Origin of the sequence: Bartonella sp. AA9NXGY (assembly GCF_042196845.1) — a bacterium.
Taxonomy (GTDB): domain Bacteria; phylum Pseudomonadota; class Alphaproteobacteria; order Rhizobiales; family Rhizobiaceae; genus Bartonella.
This window is the reverse complement of the sequence record NZ_JBHIRB010000008.1, coordinates 41787-68659: the sequence shown is the minus strand read 5'-3', so window position 1 is coordinate 68659 and position 26873 is coordinate 41787. Positions and strand designations below refer to the sequence as shown.

20 protein-coding genes and 1 other RNA gene are annotated in these 26873 nt (G+C 39.3%); all 21 read right to left on the bottom strand.

Translation table 11 applies throughout. From position 1 onward, the window contains the following. Position 1 precedes the first annotated feature (1 nt). Positions 2-895, bottom strand: a complete 894-nt coding sequence (locus ACFIM6_RS05530; RefSeq protein ID WP_375612003.1) for an outer membrane protein assembly factor BamD — start codon at positions 893-895, stop codon at positions 2-4. Between the two features lie 157 nt (positions 896-1052). After that, the gene (lpxC, locus tag ACFIM6_RS05525; RefSeq protein ID WP_375612002.1) at positions 1053-1937 is read right to left on the bottom strand and encodes a UDP-3-O-acyl-N-acetylglucosamine deacetylase; all 885 of its coding nucleotides are present in this window, start codon (positions 1935-1937) and stop codon (positions 1053-1055) included. Between the two features lie 213 nt (positions 1938-2150). Further along, complete coding sequence (gene ftsZ / locus ACFIM6_RS05520; protein ID WP_375612001.1) at positions 2151-3923, bottom strand: cell division protein FtsZ; 1773 nt, start codon at positions 3921-3923, stop codon at positions 2151-2153. Positions 3924-3986: 63 nt separating this feature from the next. Next, positions 3987-5288: a cell division protein FtsA gene (ftsA, locus tag ACFIM6_RS05515; RefSeq protein WP_375612000.1), complete on the bottom strand. Its 1302-nt coding sequence runs from the start codon at positions 5286-5288 to the stop codon at positions 3987-3989. Further along, a complete protein-coding gene (locus tag ACFIM6_RS05510; RefSeq protein ID WP_375611999.1) occupies positions 5285-6196 on the bottom strand; it encodes a cell division protein FtsQ/DivIB in 912 nt (303 codons plus the stop codon). The genes ftsA and ACFIM6_RS05510 overlap by 4 nt, the downstream gene beginning before the upstream one ends. Further along, entirely contained in the window at positions 6184-7104 is a 921-nt protein-coding gene (locus ACFIM6_RS05505) for a D-alanine--D-alanine ligase (protein ID WP_375611998.1), read from the bottom strand. The genes ACFIM6_RS05510 and ACFIM6_RS05505 overlap by 13 nt, the downstream gene beginning before the upstream one ends. A 237-nt stretch (positions 7105-7341) precedes the next feature. Then, a complete protein-coding gene (gene murB / locus ACFIM6_RS05500; protein WP_375611997.1) occupies positions 7342-8319 on the bottom strand; it encodes a UDP-N-acetylmuramate dehydrogenase in 978 nt (325 codons plus the stop codon). Beyond that, a complete protein-coding gene (gene murC / locus ACFIM6_RS05495) occupies positions 8297-9724 on the bottom strand; it encodes a UDP-N-acetylmuramate--L-alanine ligase (protein WP_375611996.1) in 1428 nt (475 codons plus the stop codon). Before murC ends, murB begins: the two co-directional genes overlap by 23 nt. After that, the gene (murG, locus tag ACFIM6_RS05490) at positions 9708-10844 is read right to left on the bottom strand and encodes an undecaprenyldiphospho-muramoylpentapeptide beta-N-acetylglucosaminyltransferase (RefSeq protein WP_375611995.1); all 1137 of its coding nucleotides are present in this window, start codon (positions 10842-10844) and stop codon (positions 9708-9710) included. The genes murC and murG overlap by 17 nt, the downstream gene beginning before the upstream one ends. Further along, complete coding sequence (locus tag ACFIM6_RS05485; protein WP_375611994.1) at positions 10837-11991, bottom strand: FtsW/RodA/SpoVE family cell cycle protein; 1155 nt, start codon at positions 11989-11991, stop codon at positions 10837-10839. Before ACFIM6_RS05485 ends, murG begins: the two co-directional genes overlap by 8 nt. A gap of 143 nt (positions 11992-12134) precedes the next feature. Next, on the bottom strand, positions 12135-13529 hold the full coding sequence (murD, locus tag ACFIM6_RS05480; protein ID WP_375611993.1) for a UDP-N-acetylmuramoyl-L-alanine--D-glutamate ligase: 1395 nt from the start codon (positions 13527-13529) through the stop codon (positions 12135-12137). A gap of 4 nt (positions 13530-13533) precedes the next feature. Further along, a complete protein-coding gene (gene mraY / locus ACFIM6_RS05475) occupies positions 13534-14604 on the bottom strand; it encodes a phospho-N-acetylmuramoyl-pentapeptide-transferase (RefSeq protein WP_375611992.1) in 1071 nt (356 codons plus the stop codon). A gap of 22 nt (positions 14605-14626) precedes the next feature. Further along, the gene (gene murF / locus ACFIM6_RS05470) at positions 14627-16048 is read right to left on the bottom strand and encodes a UDP-N-acetylmuramoyl-tripeptide--D-alanyl-D-alanine ligase (RefSeq protein WP_375611991.1); all 1422 of its coding nucleotides are present in this window, start codon (positions 16046-16048) and stop codon (positions 14627-14629) included. Then, positions 16045-17496: a UDP-N-acetylmuramoyl-L-alanyl-D-glutamate--2,6-diaminopimelate ligase gene (locus tag ACFIM6_RS05465; protein WP_375611990.1), complete on the bottom strand. Its 1452-nt coding sequence runs from the start codon at positions 17494-17496 to the stop codon at positions 16045-16047. The genes murF and ACFIM6_RS05465 overlap by 4 nt, the downstream gene beginning before the upstream one ends. Positions 17497-17519: 23 nt before the next feature. Further along, positions 17520-19262 carry a peptidoglycan D,D-transpeptidase FtsI family protein gene (locus ACFIM6_RS05460; protein ID WP_375611989.1) on the bottom strand — a complete coding sequence of 581 codons (1743 nt, stop codon included), beginning with the start codon at positions 19260-19262 and terminating at the stop codon, positions 17520-17522. After that, positions 19262-19666, bottom strand: coding sequence for a hypothetical protein (locus ACFIM6_RS05455; RefSeq protein ID WP_375611988.1), 405 nt, complete (start codon positions 19664-19666; stop codon positions 19262-19264). The genes ACFIM6_RS05460 and ACFIM6_RS05455 overlap by 1 nt, the downstream gene beginning before the upstream one ends. After that, positions 19663-20661: a 16S rRNA (cytosine(1402)-N(4))-methyltransferase RsmH gene (gene rsmH / locus ACFIM6_RS05450; protein ID WP_375611987.1), complete on the bottom strand. Its 999-nt coding sequence runs from the start codon at positions 20659-20661 to the stop codon at positions 19663-19665. The genes ACFIM6_RS05455 and rsmH overlap by 4 nt, the downstream gene beginning before the upstream one ends. A 264-nt stretch (positions 20662-20925) precedes the next feature. Further along, positions 20926-21316, bottom strand: an RNA gene (gene rnpB / locus ACFIM6_RS05445) — RNase P RNA component class A. Between the two features lie 83 nt (positions 21317-21399). Next, positions 21400-21909 carry a lytic transglycosylase domain-containing protein gene (locus ACFIM6_RS05440; protein ID WP_375611986.1) on the bottom strand — a complete coding sequence of 170 codons (510 nt, stop codon included), beginning with the start codon at positions 21907-21909 and terminating at the stop codon, positions 21400-21402. A 1355-nt stretch (positions 21910-23264) separates the two neighbouring features. Then, positions 23265-23642: a hypothetical protein gene (locus ACFIM6_RS05435; protein ID WP_375611985.1), complete on the bottom strand. Its 378-nt coding sequence runs from the start codon at positions 23640-23642 to the stop codon at positions 23265-23267. 2159 nt (positions 23643-25801) lie between these two features. Further along, the gene (locus ACFIM6_RS05430; RefSeq protein WP_375611984.1) at positions 25802-26740 is read right to left on the bottom strand and encodes an ArsR/SmtB family transcription factor; all 939 of its coding nucleotides are present in this window, start codon (positions 26738-26740) and stop codon (positions 25802-25804) included. Positions 26741-26873: the final 133 nt, after the last annotated feature.

The window sequence follows — 26873 nt, the reverse complement described above, 5'->3', positions numbered from 1 at the left end:
ATCAACGTACCCTCTTCTTGTCACCACCTAAAGCATTTGAGATCCAAGAAGATTTATGCTCACGTGGTGATATTTTATTCTTCTGCAAGAGATTATAAGAAAATTTATACCACTCACTTTTGGGATAATTACGTCCTAAAATAGCTGCTGCCGTCTGTGCTTCCGCCGTTAAGCCGAGAGCAAGATTAACCTCAGTCAAGCGGAAAAGTGCTTCTTCAATTTGATTTGTATCAGAATACTCTTCAACTACGGTACGAAACCGTCTACTTGCCGCAAGATAGCGCCGCCCCTCTTCATAATAACGGCCAATCTGCATTTCTTTACCAGCCAGTTGTTCGCGACCAAAACGGATTTTATCCTTAGCATCCTTGACATACTCAGAATTAGGATAACGCTCTATAAGAAGCTGCATAGCAGCAATAGCACGTTTCGTGTCACGTTGATCACGCGTAACATCAGGAATCCGACGGAAAGAAGAAAGACCAATAATATAGTATGCATAAGCCGAGTCAGTCGACCCTGGATAAAGAGTAATATAGCGTTGAGCCATACTAATTGAATCATCATACTTTCCGAGTCGATAATTAGTAAAAGCACCCATGACCAAAGATTTACGTCCCCAGTCTGTATAAGCGTACTGTTTTTCAATCTTCAAAAACTTCTTCGATGCATCCCCAAGCCGCCCACTTTCAAGGCTAGCAAGCGCCTGATTATATAAAACATCTGGTGGCTCTATTTTCAAAACATAAGCAGATGGATCAAGGGTATTTTTCTCTTTAAAGAGGCATCCCGCTAACATACAGGTGCTTCCCAAAAGCACCACCCCCAATATCTTGCGTACAATGTTAGATTTTCTATATGTCATATTTCCAATGCACACATGAGATTTTTTCATAGTTTTTCCGGCCTCCACAGAATATCACCTTGTAGCAAAAACAATTTATCAAAGGTTTATACCATATCACTTTAAAATCCACATAACCAATTTAGCAGTTTAGGTCAATCATCCCCTTAAAAATCAAATAAACGATAAAAAAATCTTGCCATTTTTTTTACTTTTTCTCTAAAAAGCTTTTTTCATAATATGATTCGTCTGCCAAAACAGCCTTCACCAATTGCGCATTAATTCTATGCCCACTACAATAAGAACGAAATAATCCAATAAAAGGTGCCCCAAGCAAAGCAGTATCACCAATCGCATCAAGCATCTTGTGCCGAACACATTCATTCTCCCAATAAGGACCATCGGGATTTAAAATTTTATCATTAAGGTCGATAACAAGAGAATTTTCCAAAGAAGCGCCTCTCGCCTTTCCAGAAAGCCTTAATTCTTCCACGTCTTTGATAAAACCAAAAGTGCGCGCACGTGACAAATCATCCCTAAACCCTCGTGTGGTAAGATCAAAACTGAAATGTTGCTTACCAATAGCAGAAGAAGGAAAAGAGATCGTTATATCAAAACGACGTCCATCGAATGGCAAAAGCTCTGCAACACCATGAGCTCCTTCAACTCGCACCGGCTTTTTTATAATGAAATAAGAACGCAACGCATTTTGCTGTACAATACCAACATCTTCAAAAGCTTGGCAATATAGCCACGCTGAACCATCCAAAATAGGAATCTCATTATGTGACACTTCAATAACAAGATTATCCAAATTATAAGCAGCAATTGCCGCCATCAAATGTTCAATTGTTTCAACCCTTACATCTCCATCTCCAAGTACTGTTGATAATTCAGTTTTTCCTGTTTGCGATGCATGGGCTTGAAATATTTTCTCTGTTCCGTCTAATCCACAACGCTTAAAAACAATACCACACCCAACATCCGCTGGACAAACCTTTACCACTGACAAACAGCCACTATGAACGCCAATCCCCTTAAATGTTACTGCTTTTTTAAGAGTAGACTGATATTTTGGTACTAAATTCATCATATCATTTTATTAAATTGCTTGTACATCTTTTAACAAAATTTATAAAACTATAAAAAATATTCATAGTAAATAATAAAAAAAACCGCTTATTGTAAGCGGTCTTTTTAAAACAAAGTATTTTATCCAAAAAACAGTAATATATTTTACTGTATAATTTTTGACTGAGCATTAAAGAAATAATAAAATTTCTTACTTTACCTCATTTTTCATCAATTAATTTGCCTGACGACGTAAAAATGCTGGTATTTCCAACTGATCTTCTTCACTTATAAAAGTACGCTGATCTTGTGGTACCTGAGGATGCAGCTCACCAGAACGACGTGGAACATAAACAGAAGCATCTTGAGAAAGCGCCTGAGAATTTTTATTGTAAACATGAGAATCTTTCTGCTGAGACGATCTAACAGCAGGCTCCAGCCTCGCTTCTGGCTCAGCTTCTTCACGATGTGTCAAGCTCTGTTTCAAACGCTGCCAAAGATTACGAGGACCTTGATCAGTCACAAATGTTCTTTGACTTTGTCCATGAGCAACAGGTGGAAAATCCTTTAACTCAGGCATACGCATTGGAGCGCGCGCTTGCATTTGTTGCATTTGTTTTGGTTGCACTGGCTTTTCTTTTTGCTTCACAAGCCCTGTCATCTCATCAAGAACATGCGCTGTTGCCTCCATACTCACAGGAGCCGTCATCGCCTGTTGAGAACCACGGCTTACTTGCATACGAGGCACATTGGATCTCTGTTCCTGAACAGCATTTGAACCATACGCAACAGCATTCGTGGCACTTCGTGTCGTCATTGCTTCTGCAGGTTGTGCAAAAATTTGACTTTTGGGACGGAACTGTTCTCCGGTTGATTTACCCTTCTCTATTTCAAGTGATTCGATCACTTCTACCATTGACTCAGAACGCAGAGGCGATGATTGAACATGAAAAGAACTATGTGACGTTCCAGGATCGCTCTTGCGTATTGAAGAAGCAGGCCTTTGAATCTGAGGATGAGAGGACTGAACCACATCACTAACTTCACGATCAATACCGGTGGCAACCACAGAAACACGAATAACACCTTCCAATGACTCATCATCAATAGCGCCAAAGATCACATTCGCATCAGCATCTACTTCTTCACGAATACGATTAGCAGCTTCATCAACCTCAAAGAGAGTCATATCACGACCACCCGTAATAGAAATCAGTAAACCACGCGCCCCACGCATAGAAGTATCATCTAACAATGGGTTCGCAATAGCAGCTTCAGCAGCAGCCAAAGCACGCCCATCACCAGATGCCTCACCGGTTCCCATCATGGCTCGACCCATTTCGTGCATAACAGAACGAACATCAGCAAAATCAAGGTTAATCAAACCCTCTTTAATCATCAAATCCGTAATGGAAGCAACACCAGAATAAAGCACTTGGTCAGCCATAGCAAAAGCATCAGCAAATGTTGTCTTATCATTTGCAATACGGAAAAGATTTTGATTGGGAATAACAATCAATGTATCGACAGACTTTTGTAATTCTTCAATACCAGCCTCTGCCGTTTTCATACGACGTGCCCCTTCAAACTGAAAAGGCTTTGTCACAACACCAACAGTCAAAATACCTTTTTCACGCGCTGCGCGAGCAACAACGGGAGCAGCTCCTGTTCCAGTTCCTCCCCCCATACCAGCAGTAATGAAAACCATATGAGAGTCTGCAAGATGATCAATAATTTCATCAATACATTCCTCCGCCGCCGCTTGCCCAACTTCCGGTAAAGCACCAGCACCCAAACCTTCTGTCACAGCTGCCCCAAGTTGGATAACACGTTCAGCCTTTGACATAGCTAAAGCCTGTGCATCCGTATTTGCAACAACAAAGTCAACTCCCTGAAGACCAGCATTTATCATATTATTCACGGCATTCCCGCCACCACCTCCAACACCAAAAACGGTAATGCGTGGCTTCAATTCCGCGATATCTGGCCGATGCAGATTAATCGTCATTTTCTTTTCCTTCTCATAAGACACCGCAAGCCAAAGCGATGAAATTTATCCAACTAGACTTAACTAAAAACTCTCACGCAACCACTGACCAACACGCTGAAAATACCCACGCGTGCCCATCGATAAATGATTTCCTGCCGCCTGCATTGTTTTTTCTTCAAAACCCACCAATTGCGGATAAATTAACAACCCAACAGCAGATGTAAACGCCGCCCCTTTTGCAAGAAAAGGAAGCCTCGAAATACCTAAAGGCCGCCCGATACGAACATTTCTTCCTAATATAGTACGTGCCATTTCTGGCAATCCTGTTAACTGGCTTGCTCCCCCAGTCAAAATAACACGTTTACCAATGATGTGACCAAAACCAGAACGATTTAAACAATCACGGACCATTTCTAAAATTTCTTCAACACGCGCACGAATGATACGCCCAAGAACTGCGCGAGGATATTGAGTTTCACGCTGTTCACTCCCAATTTCTGCTACATTAATCATTTGCCGCTCATCAGCACTTGTTAAAAGTGCTGAACCATAAACAACTTTTAAACGTTCCGCCTCTGTTAAAGACATAGAAAATCCGCGCGCAACATCAAGAGTGACATGATGCCCCCCAACAGCAAGAGCATCTGCATGAATAAATTTCCCCTCAAAAAACACTGAAAATGTTGTTGTTCCACCACCAAAATCAATACATGCAGCCCCTAAATGCGCCTCATCATTCATCAAAACAGCAAGACCACTTGCAAAGGGAGTGGCAACCATTGCTTCAACACTCAAATGTGCACGATTAATACAAGTTTCTAAATTACGCAAAGATGCTGTTTCCGCTGTTACCACATGCACATCGACACCAAATGTTTCCCCTGCCATGCCAATAGGATCAAAAATTCCTTTATCTCCATCCAATACATAAGAAACTGGAACTGAGTGCATAACATGACGTTCAGCATCAAAGGCTTTGCGCGAAACATCTGAAAAGGCCATACGCATATCACGCTTGGTGACTTCACGACCATTCAAATGGACCATTCCATTAATCAAAGCACTTTGTAATCGACTTGAGGAAAAATTCACAATCACTGAATCCACCACCAAACCCGCCATTTTTTCTGCCGCATCAACAGCCAAGCGTATTGATTGCTCTGCTGCAAACATATCCATCACAACACCAGATTTAATACCACGTGAACGCTGCACACCAAAACCTAGAATTTCCGTAGAATGTGTACGACCATGTAAATAGTGCGCATGCTTCAAAGGACGCAAACAAGCAATAAGACAAACAATCTTACTTGAACCGACATCAAGTACCGTTAAAAAACGTGTTTTACGCCCCTTCAAATGATGTGATCTGAGTAGCATCATAGGCTTCCTGCCTTTCGCGCTTTTAAAATACGTTCTTCTTCTGCTACAGTAGTATGATAACGCTCCAACGTTTCATCTGATAAAGAAACAGTAATTCGATCAGCAAGACGTAAATCAACACTGAGAATATCGCGAGATAAAAGATCTTGCATTGTACCGGACGAAACAAGAGAAGAAAGCCTTTCAAGCGCACCACTTTCAGGCAACATAACGCGCATTCCATTATTCAAAACAAGATCCCAACGTCGATCACCTACCCGCACAAAAGCACGAATACGATCATATACTTCCGGATAGACTGACAGCGCTTGAATAAACACTTTAGCAGCATTTTGTGCACCCTGCCCAACCACAAGAGGTAAATCCCGAACAATTTCCCCTTTAAAAGGCACAATGACACGACCTGTATTATCAACAATATCCATTATGCCATCATGTTGCCAAATGGCATAGGGTTCACGCTCCACGATGGAAATGCGCATTCTATTGGGATAAATTTTCTGAACATTAGCCGATTGCACCCAAGCCTGTTTTTCCAACAGAGAACGCGCTCTTTCAACATCAAAAGTGAATATAGAAGGCGCAACATCAAGTTTTAAAATTTTAAAAATATCCTGCTTTGCCAAGCGCTTATTACCGCTTATATCGACATGAGTGACCACAAAACTACTATCCAATATGATCGTATTTACGATCACAGCCATCTGACCACTTGATGAAAGTCCATAAAAAGCCGTAACAAAGAAAAACCACACAACAGCAAAAGAGCCAAAATGGCGTGGAATATGAATATTGACAAAAACAAACTCAAACATAAACCGAAGAAAACGACGATAAAGACGTGGCAAAGCCGGCACTGAAAGCACCTCCATCGGAACATTTGTTTTATTAACATTCAACGCATACATGATGCGTCCTCCACCATCCATTGAACAATATCGCCGTAAGTACGGCCGCTCGCTTTTGCAATATCAGGAAGAAGAGACGTCGAGGTCATACCTGGTTGCGTATTAATTTCAAGCCAAACCAATTCTCCCGTTTTTTCATCAAAACGAAAATCAGAACGGCTAACACCTCGACACCCTATCGCCTGATGGGCTGCTAAAGACATTCTTTGCACACTTTGGTAAATATTTAGTGAAAGTTGTGCAGGACAAATATGAAGAGAACCACCCGTTTTATATTTTGAGTCATAATCGTAGAATGGAAAGTGTTTATCGGGAAGAATTTCACACACATCCAGCACTTCGTTCCCCAAAACAGCACAAGTCAATTCACGACCAGGAATATATTTTTCAATCATCACCTCATCGGCATACCCCCACTCAGCTCCCCCAATATTATGCGGCGGTGCAGCTTCATTTCCTTGAACAATGACAACACCAAAACTTGATCCTTCACACACAGGTTTAATTACATAAGGAGGCTCCATGGGATGCGTTCGGCCCAAAGCAAAGCGGCTCATGATACGAGAAGGAGCAACACAAACCCCAACATTTGCAACGATAATTTTTGCACGTCCCTTATCCATTGCCAAAGCAGATGCCATCACGCCAGAATGAGTATAAGGAATTTTTAAATATTCAAGAATCCCCTGAATCCGGCCATCTTCACCAAATGGACCATGCAACGCATTGAAGGCAATATCGGGCTGCAACTGTTCAAGAACAGAAGCAATATGAGCATCAACATCCACGCGGCTCACGCGATACCCCTGCACCTCTAAAACATCAGCACACGCCGCCCCTGAAGATAAACTTATAGACCGTTCAGAAGAAAAACCTCCCATTAACACAGCTATATGTTTATCTTTCATAATAAATCACCCTCTTTCGCATACTATATGTAGTCTATATAGAATACATCAGCACTACATACAGGAAAAACAAAGTTTATCCTTGCGAATCAATAACCTAGCATTTTGCATAATGAATCAGACTCAAAAGCCTGATGCAAGAGATTCTTTGTTAATTTATTGATTCTTAATAGAAATTTTTTATTATCTCTTTGAAATGACTCAATTTTTTATTTTCACTTTTTAGTGAACAATAAATCAATGAAATGGATCAAAAGGAGAAACACTTCGACCACGCTCAAATTGACCAATACGCTCTATTTCCCATTGTAAAAGGTGGGCTGAATTTGCAAAAACACGCGCACGCACTGTTTCTCCCAATGCTTCAAGATCATATCCTGTTGCTTGCCCTGTATTAATCATAAAATTACAGTGCATTTCACTCATTTGAGCGCCACCAATCTGTAAACCACGACACCCTGCTTCATCAATCACGCGCCACGCGGATGTATTCTCAGGGTTTTTGAAAGTTGACCCCCCTGTTTTTTCGCGAATAGGTTGCACTTTTTCTCTGTGGAGGGCAACTTCATCCATAGCAGCACGAATATCATCTTTATTGCCGAGTTTTCCTTCTAATAAAGCAGCCGTAAAAATAAAATCTTTAGGAATATCACAATGGCGATAGGAATAATGCATATCTTTCACACTCAAGATATGACGTTGCCCTTTACGATCCAGCGCATAGACCTCGACAACACGCGCTGCGGTTTCAACACCATTCGCACCCGCATTCATTTTGAGAGCTCCCCCAAGACCTCCAGGAATACCATGATAAAAATGAAAACCTGCAATCTCAGCTTCTAAAGCGGCAGCAGCTAAATGTTTATCCGCCGTACCAGCACCAACTAAAAAGCCTTTTGGAGAAACTTGTTTCACTTGCCCAAATTTTTTTGGCGAAAGACGAATCACAACACCAGGAACCCCCCCATCACGCACCAGAAGATTAGAACCGATACCGACAATTGTGACAGGAATAAATTCAGGCAAATTTTGAAGGAAAAGAGCTAAATCTTCCTCATCAACAGGCTGATAAAAAAGTTCTGCCAACCCACCAGTGCGAAACCACGTCACCTTACGCATCTCAACATTAGGTGTAAGCTTGCCTCTTATACCCCCCAACAGTGGTTGCAATTGCGCCAATAACGCCTCACCATCAATGTGCTGAAAATTTATCATGACCATCCAATACCGACAACTGATGAGGCAAAGCACAAGCCCATTGTGTGATATTGCCAGCACCAAGAAAAACCACATAATCCTCTGCCTGAGCAAATGTTGAGACAAGAGACACAACATCTTCCAGACCATGTATTAAGCGCACATCACGATGACCAGCCATTTTAATATGCTCTACCAATTCTTGAGAACCAAATCCTACAATAGGTTCTTCACCAGCCGCATAAACGGGCGTAATCAACACTGTATCTGCATCATTAAAACAAGCAGCAAAATCATCAAATAAATGATACAAACGCGAATACCGATGGGGTTGTGCAATCGCAATAACACGCCCTTTTGCACTCTCACGTGCAGCACGCAAAACTGCCTTTATTTCAACAGGATGATGTCCATAATCATCAAATATTTCAATGCCACGCCAACTTCCTGTTCGCGTAAAACGCCGTTTTACTCCGCCAAATTCTGCTAAGCCCCTTTTTATAGCTTCATTTGAAATGCCAAGTTCATGCGCAATAGCAATCGCCGCCGTTGCATTGGCAACATTATGCTGCCCTGCCATGGGCAAAAGCAAATTTTTTAACTCAATCTTTCTTCCTGTTTTGCGTGAGCGAACAAGAACATCAAAATGCGTTTTTTGACCATCCATCGAAAGATTAAGAAAACGAACATCCGCTTGTGGATTTTCACCATAAGTGATCACCCAACGATCATCAATACGGCCCGCCAATGACTGAACCTCTGGATGATCAAGACACAAAACAGCAAAACCATAAAAAGGAACATTTTCTACGAATTGCCGAAAAGCCTCACGCACAGCATCAAAATTTCCATAATGATCCAAATGCTCAGCGTCAATATTGGTAACAACAGCAATATCAGCAGGCAGCTTTAAAAATGTACCATCACTTTCATCAGCTTCAACAATCATCCAATCGCCATCTCCTGTACGAGAATTCGTACCATAAGCATTAATAATACCGCCATTAATCACCACTGGATCAAAATGACCAGCATCAAGAAGGGCTGCGACCATTGATGTGGTTGTTGTTTTACCATGTGTACCACCCACCGCAATTGCACGCCGAAACCGCATCAGCTCCGCCAGCATTTCTGCACGTCTGACAAGCGGCAAATGTCTTTCCTTTGCAGCAATATACTCAGGATTTGTTTTTTTAACGGCAGTAGAAAAAACAACAACCTCTGCATTCCCTAAGTTTTCAGCACAATGACCTATATGAACGTTAATTCCTTTTTTCCGCAAACGTTCAACATTTGCACTTTCAACTTGATCTGATCCTTGAACTTTATAGCCAAGATTATAAAAAACCTCCGCAATTCCACTCATACCGATCCCCCCGATTCCGATAAAATGGATAACGCCTATATCAAGTGGCATTTTCATTAAAAAGCTCCTCTTTTATATTTGACAACAATCGCCCTGCAATTAAGGATTCAGCCATATCAGCAAGGCGACGGGTTGCATGAGGTTGTCCAACTTTTTTTGCAGCAAGCGCTTGTTTTTCCAATAAATGGGGCGCACAACAAGCGTGCATTAAAAGAGAAGAAAGCTTTTGTGCATTTAAATCTTTTTCTGATATAATTTGCGCTCCCCCCACACGAGCAAGCAAAGCTGCATTGGCAGCCTGATCATGATCTAAAGCATGGGGATAGGGAACAAGCAAAGCAGGTCTACCAATCACCGCTATCTCACAAACGGACGAAGCCCCAGCGCGCGACAAAATAAAATGAGCATGTGCCATACGTTCAGCCATATCATCAAAGAAAGGAGCAACTTCTGCTTGTACCCCCATATCACGATAGATTTTGATCAACCTTCCTGCTTCACCGCGGACTTGCTGTACAATTCGTAAACGTTTACGGTTCTTATCATCAAATAAAGCAATAGCTTCTGGAACAATATGTGAAAAAGCAGAAGCCCCTTGGCTACCTCCAAAAATCAAAAAATTAAATGGCTTTTCCTCCTCTGAAGAATGATAAGGAATTTTGGACGCCTTCAACACAGCCTCACGGACAGGATTCCCCGTCAAAAGTATTTTATGAGCATAAGTGCCATTTGGCGACAACAAGCCACCAGCGATTGCACGCACAAAAATTGCCAACACCCGATTGGCACGCCCCATAACAGCATTTTGTTCATGAATAAATGTCACACGCCTCGTTAAAGCCGCAATAAAAAGAGGAGGAAAGCTCGGATACCCCCCAAATCCTCCAACAAGAACAGGACGTAATTTATAAAACAACGCCAACGATTGCCCCATACCCCTTAGCAAAGACCAAAACGTCTTTATCAGAGCAAAAGGATGGCGTCGTGTAAATGTTGCCGATGAAACGATATGAATATGCCCTTCATCAAAACACCGAACAAAAGGGCGTGCTCTTTCATCTGTTATTAAATGAACATCATATCCACGCTGCCTTAATTCAACAGAAAGGGCTTCAGCAGGAAAAAGATGTCCACCTGTACCACCAGCCACCAAAATAATAACTTTTTTATCATTCATAAGGGGTATCCAAGACAGAAGAGGAAGAAAAAGCTGAAAGGCGCGCTTCTGGCCAACGACGTGTTAAACTAAGCAAAATGCCCATTGAAAACGCAATCGCCACCATCGAAGAACCACCATAAGAAATAAAAGGCAATGTCATACCTTTTGGAGGAATTAAGTGAAGATTAACGGCCATATTAATAGCTGATTGAAAGCCAATCATCATTGCTATGCCAGTAATACCAAGACGTATAAAGGAATCACGTGTATTCATGGCTATATACAATGAACGCATAACGATAAAGCCAAACAGCATCATAATTAATAAACAAAGAATAATACCATATTCTTCAGCAGCAACGGAAAATACAAAATCTGTATGGCTATCAGGAATGATACGTTTTACTGTGCCCTCCCCAGGACCTTGCCCAAACCAACCACCATTCAAAATAGCCTCACGTCCCACATCCACTTGAAAAGTATCTCCTTCACCTGTCAAAAAACCATTGATCCGCTCGCGCACATGATGCAGAAAAAAATAAGCTAAAATAATTCCTACAACGCCTAAAATGAGAAAGAGAAAAATAATAGTAAGAGGGACACCAGCAATAAAAAACAGCCCCCCCCATGTTGCACTTATTAAAACTGTTTGTCCAATATCAGGCTGCAAAACCAGAAGCACACAACAAATGGCATAAAGTAGAATCGCTAACGTATAACCCAGAATGCCCCTCTTGCGTATCTGTTCCGAAAAAAGCCAAGCGGACATAACCACAAAAGCTGGCTTCATAAATTCTGAAGCCTGTACAGAAAAACTAAATAGTAGAATCCACCTCCGTGCTCCCTTTAATTCTGGACCCCAAAATAAGGTTGCAACCATAAGAGCAAGCGTTACAATGAGCAAAAGAGCACATAAACGACGAATATTAGAAAGCGAAAAAAAGGAAATGGTAACCATCGTAAAAAATGCTGAAATGCTAAAAATGATATGCCACCGAACAAAATAAAAACTATCAGCAATTCCGATTTTTTTTGCAATAATAGGGCTGGCAGCAAAAGACAGCATAATGCCAATTCCCATTAAAATTAAACAAGCTGCAAAGATAGAGCGATCAATCGTCCACCACCAATTAGCAATTGGATCTCTATCTGCACGCGTCACCATGATATCCACCTTATCCATTTTATAAATTATCTCAAAGTGATATGGTTCCCCAGCCTGTTTAACAAACACTTTAAAAACTAAATTACATAAAAAAAGATTCTGGAGTCTTAACGCAAAAATATTTTTTTATAACTGATGCTTTTTTATTGTAACTGCATCACAAAAGAGACAAATGCTTCGCCTCGCATTTCATAATTTTTAAATTGGTCATAACTTGCACAAGCAGGTGACAAAAGAACCGTCACCTCTTTTTCCTTACAACCCATTGCGTCAACAGCTGCTTCACGCACCGCATTTTTCAAAGTTAAGCTCATAGAAAAGGGAAAAGCAGATCCAATAGTGCGAGCAAATTCTTCCGCCGCGCTCCCAATCAAATAAGCTTTACGAATTTTAGGAAAAAATTCTCTAAGAGACTCTATCCCTCCCTTTTTTGCCTGTCCTCCAACAATCCAAAAAATATCATTAAAGGTGGAAAGCGCAGGAGCTGTTGCATCTGCATTAGTAGCCTTGCTGTCATTGATAAACAAAACCGCCCCCATTTTACGCACCTGCTGCATACGATGATCCAACCCTTTATAACTTGCCAAATGCTTGTTCACAGAAGGATCGGTTATTTTTAAAGCCTGCAATGCTGCTAATGCCATAAGGGCATTTTGCGCATTATGACTCCCACGTAACACCGCCATAGGAGCAAGATCTGCAAGCATATGGCGCTGTCCTTGACGAACAGAAAAGAGCTTTGTCCCATCTGCATAAAAACCATTTTCAACAAAATGATCCTTGGAAACTGCCTCAATTTGCTTCCCATCATGAAGTAACTGTTGATATAAAACCCGACAAGCTGCATCATCAACTGAAATGAAAGCCTGAGAAGCCTGAGCAATCAGATGCCTTTTGGTTTGCACATAACAGGCAAAACTCCCATGTCGATCAATATGATCAGGTGTTAAATTCAATAAAAGTCCAATGGTCGGCTGAAGAGAGGGAGTAAGATCAATTTGAAATGATGAACATTCAATCACATAGATACGTTTTTTAACAAATGGCTTAAGCGTCAATATTGCTTTTCCGATATTTCCCCCCATCTGCACATCATAGCCCATTTTTTCCAACAAATGCGCAAGTAAAGCCGTTGTGGTTGACTTGCCATTCGTCCCCGTAATCGCAATGAAAGGAACATCTTGGTCACACAAACCATAATGTTGTAAAAAATGCTGGCGCGCACGAACAAATAATTCAATATCACCGATAATTTCTATATTTTTTTTTCGTGCTTTTTCAACAATCCAATGGGGCTGAGGATAACTTAAAGGAACTCCAGGAGCTACAATCAATGCAACAAATTCTGACCAATCTTCATAACGGAGATCTCGTGTTGGAATATTGTGCCGAAAAGCCATTTGCACGCTTGAAGAACTATCATCCCACGCCACCACTTCTGCACCACCACACATCAATGCTTGTGCCGTTGCTAGTCCAGACTGTCCCAATCCAAACAGAGCAACTTTTTGACCTTTATAACACGTAACAGAAATCACATTCTCACCGCAATTTAAGTGTTGAAAGACCTATGAGAGCGAGAACAATCGAAATAATCCAAAAGCGTATCACGACTTGGCTTTCAGTCCAGCCTTTTTTCTCAAAATGATGATGTATCGGTGCCATAAGAAACACGCGTTTTCTTGTTAATTTGAAATAACCAACCTGAATAACGACTGAAAAAGCTTCCACAACAAAAAGCCCACCAATAAGAACCAAAACAATTTCGTGTTTCGTAGCAACCGCAACAGTCCCTAAGAGTCCTCCAAGAGCCAATGAACCAGTATCTCCCATAAAAATAGCTGCAGGTGGTGCATTAAACCATAAAAAACCAAGCCCTGCCCCAACAACAGCTCCCAATAAAACAGCCAATTCACCTGTTCCCGATACATAATGGATTTGGAGATAATCAGCAAAATTCATATTACCAGAAAGATAAGCAATCAGAGCAAAAGATAAAGCTGCAACCATCACAGGAACAATAGCAAGCCCATCGAGTCCATCCGTTAAATTAACCGCATTACCCGTCGCAACAATGACGAAAGCAGAAAAAGGAATAAAAAACCAGCCCAAATTGATAAGATAATCTTTTAAAAAAGGCAAAGCTAATCCAGATGAGCCAATTTTCAAGATGGCAAAAGCCGCAATTGCCGCAACAAAAAACTCCAAGCTTAATCGTGCTTTCCCAGAAAATCCTTTGTCTGTTTGTTTTGTGACCTTAAGATAATCGTCATAAAATCCAATTCCCCCAAAAGAAAGCATAACCAATAGCGATACCCAAAAATAAATATTCGATAAATTACCCCATAAAAATGCCGATACCACAATGCCGATTAAAATCATCAATCCACCCATTGTAGGTGTTCCAGCCTTTTTAAAATGTGTTTGAGGACCATCAGCACGAATCGGTTGCCCCTTACCCTGCCGCAATTTAAGAGAAGCAATGATGCTAGGTCCAAACAAAAAGACGATAAGCCCCGAAGTAAGCATAGCCGCTATCGTGCGAAAAGTAATATAACGAAATACATTCACACCTGGAAGCCAATCACTAAACGAAGAAAAAAATAGCATCATGGAATAAAAAAACCTCTTAAAACTATGAAGAAACCGCTTTATAGCGATCAAGCAATGCAGTCACAATATTTGATGAACAAAGGCTATTGGATGATTTAACCATAAGCAGATCCCCAGAAGAAATTTCTGCTAAAAGAAGCGATAAAATTTTCTCAATATTTTCAGCATAATGAACCTTAACACCAGCAGACAAATCACTGACTAAAGATTTCATCGCCTCACCAAATAGAAAAACCGGATTAGCACCAGAAAGACGTATTGGTTTTATTAAATCACGATGAAGCTTTTCACTATACTCCCCTAACTCTAGCATATCTCCTAAAATAGCAATTCGCCGCCCCCCTTTCCCTACAGGCCCTGTAGCAAGAAGCTCAAGTGCAGCACGCATAGAAGCAGGATTTGCATTATAGCTTTCATCAATGAGATAAAATTCACCCCCATTTGATAAAGACAGTCGATAACGAACACCTCGCCCCTTTTGAGAAGAAAAATGGCGAAAAGAAAGAAAAACAGGCTCTAGCTCAACCCCCATAGCATCACAAGCAGCAATAACCCCTAAACTATTTTGCACAATATGGCGCCCAGGAGCACCAATTTGGACCTCCCTATCCCGCCCCCCCATACGCACAATCATAGAAGAACTATCGGTTAGAAGACGTATATCATGCGCTTGATAATCAGCATCTTTAGTCTCACCAAAGCTTAAGATCTTTTTTACACCGCATTTCTTTGCTTTTTGAACGAGATAAGAAAAAAAATCACTATCCGCATTTAAAATGGCAATGCCTTCCTCATCCAATCCTTCAAAAATTTCAGCTTTTGCCTTTGCTATTTCTTCAAGATCCTTGAAAAAACCCATATGTCCTGCACAAATATGCGTAATGAGAGCAACATGCGGACAAACCAGTTTGACCAGAGGGCGAATTTCATCTCTGTGATTCATGCCAATTTCAAAGATACCATAATCACTCTCCACAGGCATCCGCGCTAAAGTGAGTGGAACCCCCCAGCAATTGTTTAAAGAAGCGAGATTCGCATGAACATTCCCAGCCGTTGCAAGTGCTTGTTTCAAAGCTTCTTTTGTCGTTGTTTTTCCCACTGATCCTGTTACCGCGATAATCTTAGCTCTTGAACGTTTGCGTGCAGCTTGTGCAAGTTGTTCTAAGGCGTGCAAAACATCAGGAACGACAATGAGTGGAGCCGATATCTTTTTCATATCCCTCAAACGGTGTTCCGCAACGATAAGAACGCCTGCACCTCGTTCATAAGCTTGCGCAGCAAAATCATGACCATCAAGATGATGCCCTTTAATGCAGAAAAAAACATCCCCTTCCGCAAGAGTACGGCTATCAATGGAAACCCCAGAAAAAGTTTCTGGCAGGCTTCCCATTACAACACCATTAACTGCAGCAACAAGTGCTTGCTTATCCCATAAAGCTGTCATTTTTTTCGGTCCTCTAAAGCTTCTATCGCTTTCAGACGATCTGAAAAAGGATAAGTTGTCTGCCCTATAATTTGGCCATCCTCATGACCTTTTCCAGCAATGATTAATGTATCACCAACTTTCAAAAGCTCCACCGCGTAAGAAATAGCCTCTCCACGATCTGCTATCTCTATTGCTGTTGGCACCGCCTGTAAAATATCCTTGCGTATTTTTTCTGGCATTTCTGTGCGAGGATTATCATCCGTTACAATAACAATGTCCGCTTTATCCGCCGCAATTTTTCCCATCAAAGGTCTTTTTCCTTGATCACGATCTCCTCCACAACCAAAAACAACGATCAAGCGCCCTTGCGTAAAGGGACGAACAGAAAGCAAAACCTGCTCCAAAGCTTCTGGTTTATGGGCATAATCAATGTAAACAAGCGCATTATTTTCTGTCTTTCCCACAAACTCTAACCGCCCAGGTGCCCCCTGCAAAGTTTCAAGCGCAGAAAAAACCTTACGAGGTGAAACGCCCGTTGCAATTGCTAACCCCGCTGCCATAAGCGCATTGGCGACCTGAAAATCTCCAGCTAAAGGCAAATCAAATGTATAAATATTGTTTTCCACACGACACTCAATACACTGTTTTGAGCGTTGATGTTCGACACGATTAATCGTGATAAATTGCCCCTTACGACCAATTGTCAAGACACGGCGGCGCGCTTGTGTAACAACATCAATAACCTTTTGTGAATAAACATCATCAGCAAAAATCAAAGCAGGAGCAGATACAGGCAAAAGTGTATCAAACAACCTCATTTTAGCCCGCAAATAATCCTCTACCCCCGTGTGATAATCCATGTGATCTCGCCCTAAATTGGTAAAGGCACCAGCCGTTAAACGGACTCCATCAAGTCGTCCTTGGTCAAGCCCATGCGAAGAAGCTTCAAGAGCTGCATGAGTCACACCTTCATGAGAAATTTCATAAAGAAGACGGTGCAATACGACCGGATCAGGTGTTGTGAGAGAACCATAAACATTCCGTTTAGGAGAAACAACACCAACAGTTCCTATACTCGCAGCACAAAATCCAGCATAAGTCCAAATTTGCCGAAGAAAAGAGACAACAGATGTTTTACCACTTGTACCAGTCACAGCAACGACCGTTTCAGGCTGAGAACCGTAAAAACGTGCAGCTGCCAACGCTAAACTATGACGAACATTAGAAACACGTAAAATGGGAACAGATAAATCCTCAAGAACAGCATGATAATCTGTAACGATTGCTCGTGCGCCACGCTTTATCGCATCATCTATATAGTGTCTTCCATCACTTTTTTTTCCTTGAACAGCGACAAAAACATAGCCTGGCAAAACTTGCCGAGAATCCACACTGATTCCTGTTATTTCTATTGAAGAAAGACTTTCATCTTCAACACATTCTGTAAAAACTGTTCCCAACAACATGATAACGCACCTTTATATTCATTTTACCGTTGTTTAACGAAACTTGAATTGCTCTTTTTACTTAAAAGAGGCTCATATTCTTTTTTAAAATCGGGTTTTACACCAAGAAAACTAGCTGTGCGACGAACAATATTAGCAAGCATTGGTCCAGCATTCATTCCCGCTGTTGCTGAACGCTGTCCCTCCTCTGGCTTTGGTTCATCGATAATTGTTAAAACAACATAAGCAGGATCTTCAATAGGAAAAGCAGCAAGAAAACTATTGAAATTTTTTGTTTTAGAATATTTTCCATTTTCAACTTTTTCAGCTGTTCCTGTCTTACCACCTACACGATAGCCTTCTACTTTTGCATTACGTCCAGAACCAATATCACTATTTAATTGATAAAGGTAACGCATATTTTGACTTGTTTTAGCCTGCAAAACCCGTTTTGCATGGTGCAGAGTTTGTTCTTTTGTCCGTTTTAAAAATGTCGGAGCAATTAACCAACCACCATTCATTAAAGCAGCAGCCCCGACAGCTGTTTGCAAGGGGGTTGTTGCCATACCATGCCCAAAAGAAATCGTCATAGAATGTATATCCTTCCAATGATGTGGCACAATAGGGTGGGCAACTTCAGGCAACTCTGTTGTGAGACGATCCAGTAATCCAAGTTTTTGTAAAAAACCACGATGTTTATCAATCCCTATCGCCAATGCCTCTTTAGCAGAACCAATATTAGAAGAATAAATAAAAACCTCCCATAACGTTAAGGGTCGATTTTTTCCATGAAAATCATGAATAGTATACCCACTACTTGCTTTTATTGGCTTTGAAGCATCAATAATACTGTTTAAATAAAAAATATTGGAATCAAGTGCCATGGCGGTCGTAAAACTTTTAATAATCGATCCCATTTCAAAAGCTCCTGCCGTCATCCGATTGAGACGATCACTTTTTAAAGCTTCAATAGGATTTCCAGGATCAAAATCTGGTAGTGATGCCAAAGCCAAAACTTCCCCCGTATGTATATTTAAAATAACAGCTCCTGCAGCAATTGCCTTATAACGCTTCATAGCCTGAATAAGTTCATCATGAACAATTGCCTGAACACGCACATCAATCGAAAGCTGAACTTGTTTTAATGATTCTTCCATGGCAAGACCAGCAGCACGCAGAGCACTCAAACCCGCATCATCAATATATTTTTCCATACCTGCAATGCCTTGATTATCAACATTCACCATGCCGAGAATATGGGAAGTTACAGGTCCATCAGGATAAAAGCGACGAATTTCAGTCCGAAAACCAATTCCTGGTATACCAAGAGCCATAATTTGTGTCTTCTGCATTGGTGTTAACCCACGCTGTATCCAAGAAAAACCAGTTTTTCTTTTTAAGCGCTTATAGGTTTCCTGCCAATTAAGATCAGGCAAAACTGTTGAGAGCAATTCAATTGTTTCATCCACATCAATAATACGTCGTGGCTCAGCAAAAAGTGAATAAGTTTTAATATCTGTTGCCAATAAACGACCATTACGATCAACGATATCAGGCCGTGCCATCAATTGAAGAACTCCAGGCCCTTTTGCTTCTTCAATCTGTCCACCTTCCAACCCATAAGAAATAAGGCAAGCCCCCATGATGCCATATAAAATTAAAAAGCAGAACAACGAAAAAAGCAAACGTGGACGACTAGAATAGGGACGACGAACAGAAACATTATGATTATTCAACGAATTCTTTAAGCGCTTTTTCTTCTGTGAGAATAAAAAAGTCGATTTCATTACTGCGCGCCTTTTTGGACAACACTATTGATCTGAGAAGCCCGATTATTTGTCAAAATATCTTGATTATCTTCCAAGATATTTTGTTTAATCACTTCTTCAATTTGATCATGTACCCGTACCGGAATGTCTTTAAACTCCACGATTTGACGCGGCTGTATAACCTCTAACCCAAGTTCTTTCTGATAACGTTTCGCAAGTTTTTGCATGCGTGAAGGCCTTATCATCACAGCCCACTCAGCATGAAGCAAACTTACCGTATTTTTTGCTGCAGCAATTTCATGCTCAAGATGAAGAACTTCGTTCATTCGCTTTTGAACATCATATTTTACCTTATAAGTAAGTCCTGCCATACAAATCATAATCAACACTAAAATCATATCAAATGTACGAAAAACTGTCATTTTTTGCTGCCTTCAAAACTGGCAATCTCTGCTAAACCAAATAATTTCATATCTGCTGCAAGAGCCTCTGCTTCAGTCCGTACACCAATACGCAACCTCGCAGAACGTGAACGAGGATTTTTCTGTAACTCCTCTTTAGTTGCCGTGATCCCACCTCTAAACAAAGGAAAAAATGTTGCTGGAGTAGCCTTTATTTCTGGCAGATAGCGTGATCTCATACATTCTCCAGAACGAGCCGAAAAAAATCTTTTGACCATACGATCTTCAAGAGAATGAAAACTGACAACCCCCAAACGGCCTCCAGCTTTTAAAACGCGTTCAGCAGCAAATAAACCACATGCCAATTCACCAATTTCATCATTAACATAGATACGAAGAGCCTGAAATACACGTGTTGCCGGATGAATACGATCTCCCGGCTTACGTCCTATCAACATTTCGATAGCATACGCCAAATCACCTGTACGCAAAAAAGGCTGTACAACACGACGCTTTTCAATCATCCGTGCAATTCGCCCCGCATAACGCTCTTCCCCTAATATCTTAAAAATACGTGCCAAATCCCTTGCTTTTAAATGATTGACAACATCGCTGGCTGTAAAACCAGTCTGAGCCATTCGCATATCCAATGGACCATCTTTTTGAAAAGAAAAACCTCTTTCTGCTTCATCAAGCTGCATTGAAGAGACACCAATATCCAAAATAACTGCATCCACCTTCTCTTCAACGACACGATCGAGCTGTGAAAACGCCATATGGACCAAACGAAGGCGTGGAAAAAATTCTTCAACAAGCGATTGTCCTGCACTGATAGCATAAGGATCACGATCAAGAGCAATCACCTGTGCCCCTGCCTTTAACAAAGCGCGCGTATAACCACCAGCACCAAAGGTGCCATCAATCACTTTTGCTCCAACCAATGGCATAAGCCCAGCCAAAACTGGCTGTAACAACACTGGAATATGGCGTTCAGCTCTTTGATCCTGCTTTATCAAAATAATCCGTCTTGAAGTTATGCTGTCTTAAATCAACAGCTCTCTCATGGCAACTGATCTTAGAATAACCTAGCCTTCAACTTTCACATTAATCACAATGAACGAAAAAACTAAAGTTATCCCAAAACAGATCCTAACGCATTATACTTAAAGAAATGTTATAATTTTTTAAAACACTCTTTGCTCAAGTGTCTATTTCAAACACATAGACTCCATAAAAGACCATATATAATTGATCTTATAAAATATCGCGTATCATCATGAAATATCAGTCGGCCTATAAGCCGGGTTCTGTAGAGTAAAGCTTACACTTTACATGGCAACCATTCATCTGGGACGGATGTTACCATCCGCCTCATGCAACCTACCCGAATGACTCGCCCGGAAATCGGCTGCAAATTAAATTTTGCACGTCATTTCTATTTGGTCTTGCTCCCGGTGGGGTTTACCTTGCCACATTCATTACTGAATGCGCGGTGGGCTCTTACTCCACCCTTTCACCCTTACCTATAAAAATAGGCGGTTTACTTTCTGTGGCACTTTCCCTAGGGTCACCCCTGCCGGGTGTTACCCGGCACCGTCTTTCCATGGAGCCCGGACTTTCCTCACCTGCCGTATTTCAGTATCAGACAAGCGCGGCTGCCCAGCCGACTGACATACTAGTTTATAAAACATTTTCTGCTCCGTGAAAATAGCATCTTAAAATATTTTATGACAAACCTCTCTCAACAGATGTTTTTATTTTAATGAAGCCAGATAAGTCTTTACTTTTGCGCAATATTTCGCTGAAATGGAATTCATTTTTTTTGCAGCATGACCTGCGTTATATTTAAGGATTGTACCACACGTACTTCCACCACTGAGTTTATAGGCCCGTGCCAAATAACGCATACCATATTCAAGATTGGTCGCAGGATCGTACAAATCCTGTACAGAACCACTAAAGCCCAACCCTCGTGCCGTAGAGGGTTTAATTTGCATCAAACCTATTTCGCCAGCAGCCCCCTTTATACCTGCCTTATAATTACTTTCAACTTTTACAACAGCATGTGCTAAATTAACGGGAACATTATATTTATTCGCAAGTTTCTGAATAAGAAACTCATAAGGACGAGCAGAAATCTTAGAAGCAACAATCACTGAGGTTTCTCCTGATTCCGCAACATTTAAGACAGTATGAGTCCAACTTATATCAAATACAAAAAATACAGCACATGCTGTATTTAACAAGATTTTCAAAAATTGCATTTTCTTTCTCTTCACTCAAACATTCTCAAATTCTAGCCGCAAGTAATTTGCAAATGTATTATACAAAAAAGAAAGCAAAAGAACGTCTTTAAAAAGGAAATAGTAAGACAATTTCAAGCTAAAATTATGAAATAAAAGAATATATCTTTATGCACAAGTCTCAGATTTCTCTATATCATAAAATAAAAAGACTATAATTAATCTTATAGCGTATCAAATAAAATGATATAATCTATAACTTGCGGCTATCGCTGTTGTATCAATCAATTTTTATATTAAAAAAATAGCATCTTAACTAGATGTAATATTTTTTACATAAGATTATTAATTTTTTTATTGAGATCAATCCCTCAAAGAAAGAGAGACAAGAGCATCTTTTTACCGAAGATGCTCAATATCAAAAAAGGTTCACAAAAAATATAAACCGTTATCAACGCTTCTCTCTGATTAATAAACACCCACTGCACTCTTTATGTCCGATAAAACCTCAAAAAATCACAAAACAAATCCCCCCATCATTGCGCATAAAAAATTCATAAATATACTAAAACCATCATACTCTTTACCAGTTCAAAATATTGCAACAAACTTTTAGCTCTCAAGATGTCTCAAAGAAGCTTTTTAATTCCTTTTTAAAAGAGTTTTTATCCACACAAGCCTCTACTTGTGGTATACAAGAAACTGATTTTAATTTTTTCACCATGGATAAATTTAAAATGAGAGGATTTTACAATTCTTAAGATTCTCATTCAATATAAAATGATAAATTATCATTATAAAACAATATACTAAAAAATTTATATCCGTTTTTATCCCTACAACAAAGCTTAACAATTACTTGTGTCTATTTTTTTTGAAAAATGTTAGAAAACTCAATACCCCCAAAGCCTTTTTAAATAAAAATAGACCTCTCATCTTCATTCAAATATTTTTTCTTTGTCACAGACTATCATCTTATCAGTCTTGCACCTCATTTTCAGAAATCATACAAGTGGATAAATATCCTAAAATCCGTAGAACAAAAAAAGCTTAAATCCTTTAAAAAATTTTATTTTCTCATATCAAATAAAAAAATAACCGGCATATAAAATGCAGTTAACGTGTTTTATTATAGTCAATACTGCTTTTGTCATTGTAGCGATTGATAATGCAATTAACTTGGACCAATACCCTTGATAGACTTTCTATCACTCCTGTAATGATTGCAACATTACCCTTATACTCCAATTGCTTACCTTTTGAGAGATAAATTCTGTTAATACCTTACAAATTGATCATCTCCTCGCACTTTTCAAAATTTCAAGAGAAGCTCTTTCTCCTTAAAATAAAACCCAAAAGCGCGATTAAAAAAATAGCTAAAAATAAGCATTAGCAACGGAAGGACGAGAAATCGCTTTCGAGAGAGCCATAGCAACAGTTTCACCAGATTTTTGAGCCTGCTCACGACTCTGACCACTTTTAGAAGCAAGCGCAATTACATCACGACGCAGCTGCGCAATAAACAACTCTTGCTGTTGAGGGGTCATTTTAGAAAGATGCTTGATAATATCTGGAAAAGATACGGATAATCTCTCTAATAACTCCTCCTCTGTTACATCAAGCTGCTGAGAAGAAAAAGAAGAGCGACCGGGAAAAAACTGATAAACAACACCACTTCGAGAAGCAAAAAAGACAGCGCCAAAAATAAAAAATACGAATAAAATAAAAATAATACGATGCGAAAAAGATCCCATTATCTCTTACCTAAAGACCACAGAATACAAACATAGATTCCTTTTATGATTCCCCTTATAGCATTCAACAATGCCTCAATAAAGAAAAATCAAATTATTAAAAATGAATACGCTAACACTATCCGCCCAATAAGACTCGCCCCTCTATGTATTTAGGTACTATAGGCGAAACAATAACAAATTTTACACCTCCCCCTAATAACACCTTACATTTCCTAAAATAATTACAAAAAGCCTGACTGAGGATTTCCTCAGTCAGGCCAGACAATCTAGGGGATCCACGCGGGGGGGGGGGAGGAGGTTCCCCGATTGTCCTCTTACATCAACCACTAAGATAGCTGATGCAATATTCTTGCTATGGAATAAAATTCTTTAAACAACAAGAAATTCTTATCATCTTCTACGCAAAAAAACATAAAAGAATTATAAATTATTTAAAAATGTTTAAATTTAGGCAAAAAAAGTTCAAAATGACCCAATTTGAAGCAATTTTATTTCAAGAAGCATCAATTAGAATCTACGATCATTATAACTTTTAAATAGTTTCTTTCATAACTCTGATGATCATATTAAAAAACAGTAATTTCTACGTATCCACCCTATAAAAATCAAACTACGTAAAAGTAGAATCACTTTTCCAACAGCAATCACCACAAAAAGAAAAACGTAGATTTTTAAAATCTTACACAAATAACCGTAAAAAATGGAAAATATCTTCTTGCAAGAAAGCTATGAATTATTTAAATTAAAACAATAAATTAGAGAAAATAAAATCTTATCTACCTTTATAAAAAATTTCTGTAAATGATCATTAAAATATTGTTACATCCCTCATGTAACAATCAATGAGAAACTTAAACAGCTTAATCTTATGAGAAAATGAGAACTCTGAAGATATTTGTTTCGAATCACGCCCCATCGTCATTCCAAATAACGATAGACCATTTTACAATAACCAACAGTCTCTAACGCATTTTAACATAACAAACCGAAATCAATGCAGACATTTTCTCTTAATCTCTATCATTTAAATGATCCCGTAAAATAATACACACAGTAGTTTCTATGCTCAAAAATTTTTATAATCTGTTCTTCTAACGTAAACAATTCATTGATTTACAATCATAACTCATCATTTTACAATTTACATGAGAAACCTCAAGAACGTAAGATTCCCTTATTTTCAATCTTCGTCTATTGAATTAATGAATAGCCATACTATCGCACATCACAAACAAGAAGAAGCATATGGATAAAAAACATAAAACGATGATGCCGGCTTACAACTTTTACTTAAACTAAAGACGATGGTGCCCTATCAATTTTACGCTATACCCACGGACTGCGTCATAAGATGAGCGGCAAACATAAAAAGAAAGAAAATACTTTTGGCAAAAACAATGAACTTATTTAATAACCTTCATAACTTCTCATGATAAAGAGATACGAAACTTTAGTGTAATATCACACTTTTCTTTCCTACTTTCAGCCACAGACTATCCCTAGATCATCGCCGATCTTATTTTTATGAATATAATGCATTGTCTTACCCTTTTACTTTTTCGTCTTTTTAGAGCATCTTTTTGCACCCCTCACTAAAAGTTCCAACGTACTCCTTATCTAAAAACCTGTTTTAAAGAGATATTTTAAGATCTATTGGGCACCACCATCTTTGACATTTATGAAGGTATGAGCCTTCACTATGATTATATTGTGCGGCATTATATCATATTGCAGCCGCCCTCACATTTAGAAGATGTATTTTCTTTTACAAACGGTATCATTAAGATAAATACCTTCTTTTGTAGCAGACAAACAGACTCTTTCGGATTCTGAAACAGGAAATTTGAAATGAAACAACATTCCTGTATTTAAACCTCTTATTGAGTCTAAAAAAATCAATGATCTTTTAAAATCAATATATTGGCTAATAACATAAATATAATATCAAGACACCTTAAATAATGATCCTCATAGGCTTAACTCTATAGAAGGTGCTTCATTATACAGCCTACACGCCGCTATAAAACACCAATACTTCCATATAAAAACATAATACAAATATAAAAAACAATAGCTTATCAATGATTGAATAAAGTTTTATCTCTACGCTATTCCTTGAGAAAAATCAGAGTATAAAGCACGTTAACAAACGCGATTTATGCAAAATCTACTTGTTTATCTTTGATATCGTCAACCAATAAACGCGGATCATGAGCAAGCCAAAGCGTAGCAATCCCCTCCTCACTGTTTTCATTTTGTATAGGAGTAAGACAAACCGTTTGTTCTAGAACAAGTCCCGCATTTTTAAGCCATTGTTCTATTTGTAAAGCCGAAAATCCAAAACGCATATGCACTTGATCAGAATATGAAGACTCAATTTCATGATAACCAAAATCCACAATCAATAAACGGCCATGAGGACGCAAAACACTTGATATCTCATGAAGGAATATTTCAGGATTTTCAAGAAAATGTAAAACCCAATGAAGAATAACTAAATCAAAAGTTGTATCTCCAACAGACAAGTGAAAAACATTGCTATCAAACACAACTTGAACCGCATGCGTATAAAGATTAGAAAACAATTTTAAGATAGAGTCTCCACCTCTTCCAATATTCAGCATCGTCTGAAATGGTTTATCGCCAATGATTTCAAGTAAAGAGTTTTCTACACGATGATCTGCCATATAGGATGACCGTAATACATCCCGTTGCAACGCATTTTTTAAGAAATGCTTCTTCCTCGTTTTTTGACGCTGCTTTTTAACATCCTTCAAACGTTTTAAATCATGCGCTAACAACACATCATTCTTTGGCAAAGCCGAAAGAATACCCATCACAATGTCTTTACCCCAAAAATCATGACAAAGCTTAAAATAAAGGCTATCCCCCTTCTGATAACGCTCAATCAATCGTGCTTCGTACAATAAACGTAAATATCGTGATATACACGCTTGCGACTGATCAAGAATAAAAATAAAATCAGGAATTGTTAAATCTTCATGATGTAAGAGCCTAAGAACACGTAAATGGCTTACTTCTGCGACCGCTTTCAGCAGCACAATCATTGCATCTAAACTTGCACTTTTTTTCATAATTATCCCCTAAACATTCCTATAAACATTTGTTTATAGGAAAAAAAGTCAAGCATACAACGCATATTCTCATCTATTTTGTTCTCTCTATTTTATCATACTATGAAAAAAATAGGCTAATGTAAAAAACGAA

Excerpts from the sequence above, each read along its gene's own strand:
- ACFIM6_RS05440 (WP_375611986.1), bottom strand. The coding sequence starts at position 21,909 with ATGCAATTTTTGAAAATCTTGTTAAATACAGCATGTGCTGTATTTTTT.
- ftsZ (WP_375612001.1), bottom strand. The coding sequence starts at position 3,923 with ATGACGATTAATCTGCATCGGCCAGATATCGCGGAATTGAAGCCACGC.
- murB (WP_375611997.1), bottom strand. The coding sequence starts at position 8,319 with ATGATAAATTTTCAGCACATTGATGGTGAGGCGTTATTGGCGCAATTG.
- ACFIM6_RS05505 (WP_375611998.1), bottom strand. The coding sequence starts at position 7,104 with ATGAAAGATAAACATATAGCTGTGTTAATGGGAGGTTTTTCTTCTGAA.
- ftsA (WP_375612000.1), bottom strand. The coding sequence starts at position 5,288 with ATGATGCTACTCAGATCACATCATTTGAAGGGGCGTAAAACACGTTTT.
- murG (WP_375611995.1), bottom strand. The coding sequence starts at position 10,844 with ATGAATGATAAAAAAGTTATTATTTTGGTGGCTGGTGGTACAGGTGGA.
- ACFIM6_RS05530 (WP_375612003.1), bottom strand. The coding sequence starts at position 895 with ATGAAAAAATCTCATGTGTGCATTGGAAATATGACATATAGAAAATCT.
- ACFIM6_RS05435 (WP_375611985.1), bottom strand. The coding sequence starts at position 23,642 with ATGGGATCTTTTTCGCATCGTATTATTTTTATTTTATTCGTATTTTTT.
- ACFIM6_RS05460 (WP_375611989.1), bottom strand. The coding sequence starts at position 19,262 with ATGAAATCGACTTTTTTATTCTCACAGAAGAAAAAGCGCTTAAAGAAT.
- ACFIM6_RS05430 (WP_375611984.1), bottom strand. The coding sequence starts at position 26,740 with ATGAAAAAAAGTGCAAGTTTAGATGCAATGATTGTGCTGCTGAAAGCG.
- ACFIM6_RS05465 (WP_375611990.1), bottom strand. The coding sequence starts at position 17,496 with ATGTTGTTGGGAACAGTTTTTACAGAATGTGTTGAAGATGAAAGTCTT.
- lpxC (WP_375612002.1), bottom strand. The coding sequence starts at position 1,937 with ATGATGAATTTAGTACCAAAATATCAGTCTACTCTTAAAAAAGCAGTA.
- ACFIM6_RS05510 (WP_375611999.1), bottom strand. The coding sequence starts at position 6,196 with ATGTATGCGTTGAATGTTAATAAAACAAATGTTCCGATGGAGGTGCTT.
- murC (WP_375611996.1), bottom strand. The coding sequence starts at position 9,724 with ATGAAAATGCCACTTGATATAGGCGTTATCCATTTTATCGGAATCGGG.
- ACFIM6_RS05485 (WP_375611994.1), bottom strand. The coding sequence starts at position 11,991 with ATGGTGACGCGTGCAGATAGAGATCCAATTGCTAATTGGTGGTGGACG.
- murF (WP_375611991.1), bottom strand. The coding sequence starts at position 16,048 with ATGACAGCTTTATGGGATAAGCAAGCACTTGTTGCTGCAGTTAATGGT.
- mraY (WP_375611992.1), bottom strand. The coding sequence starts at position 14,604 with ATGATGCTATTTTTTTCTTCGTTTAGTGATTGGCTTCCAGGTGTGAAT.
- ACFIM6_RS05455 (WP_375611988.1), bottom strand. The coding sequence starts at position 19,666 with ATGACAGTTTTTCGTACATTTGATATGATTTTAGTGTTGATTATGATT.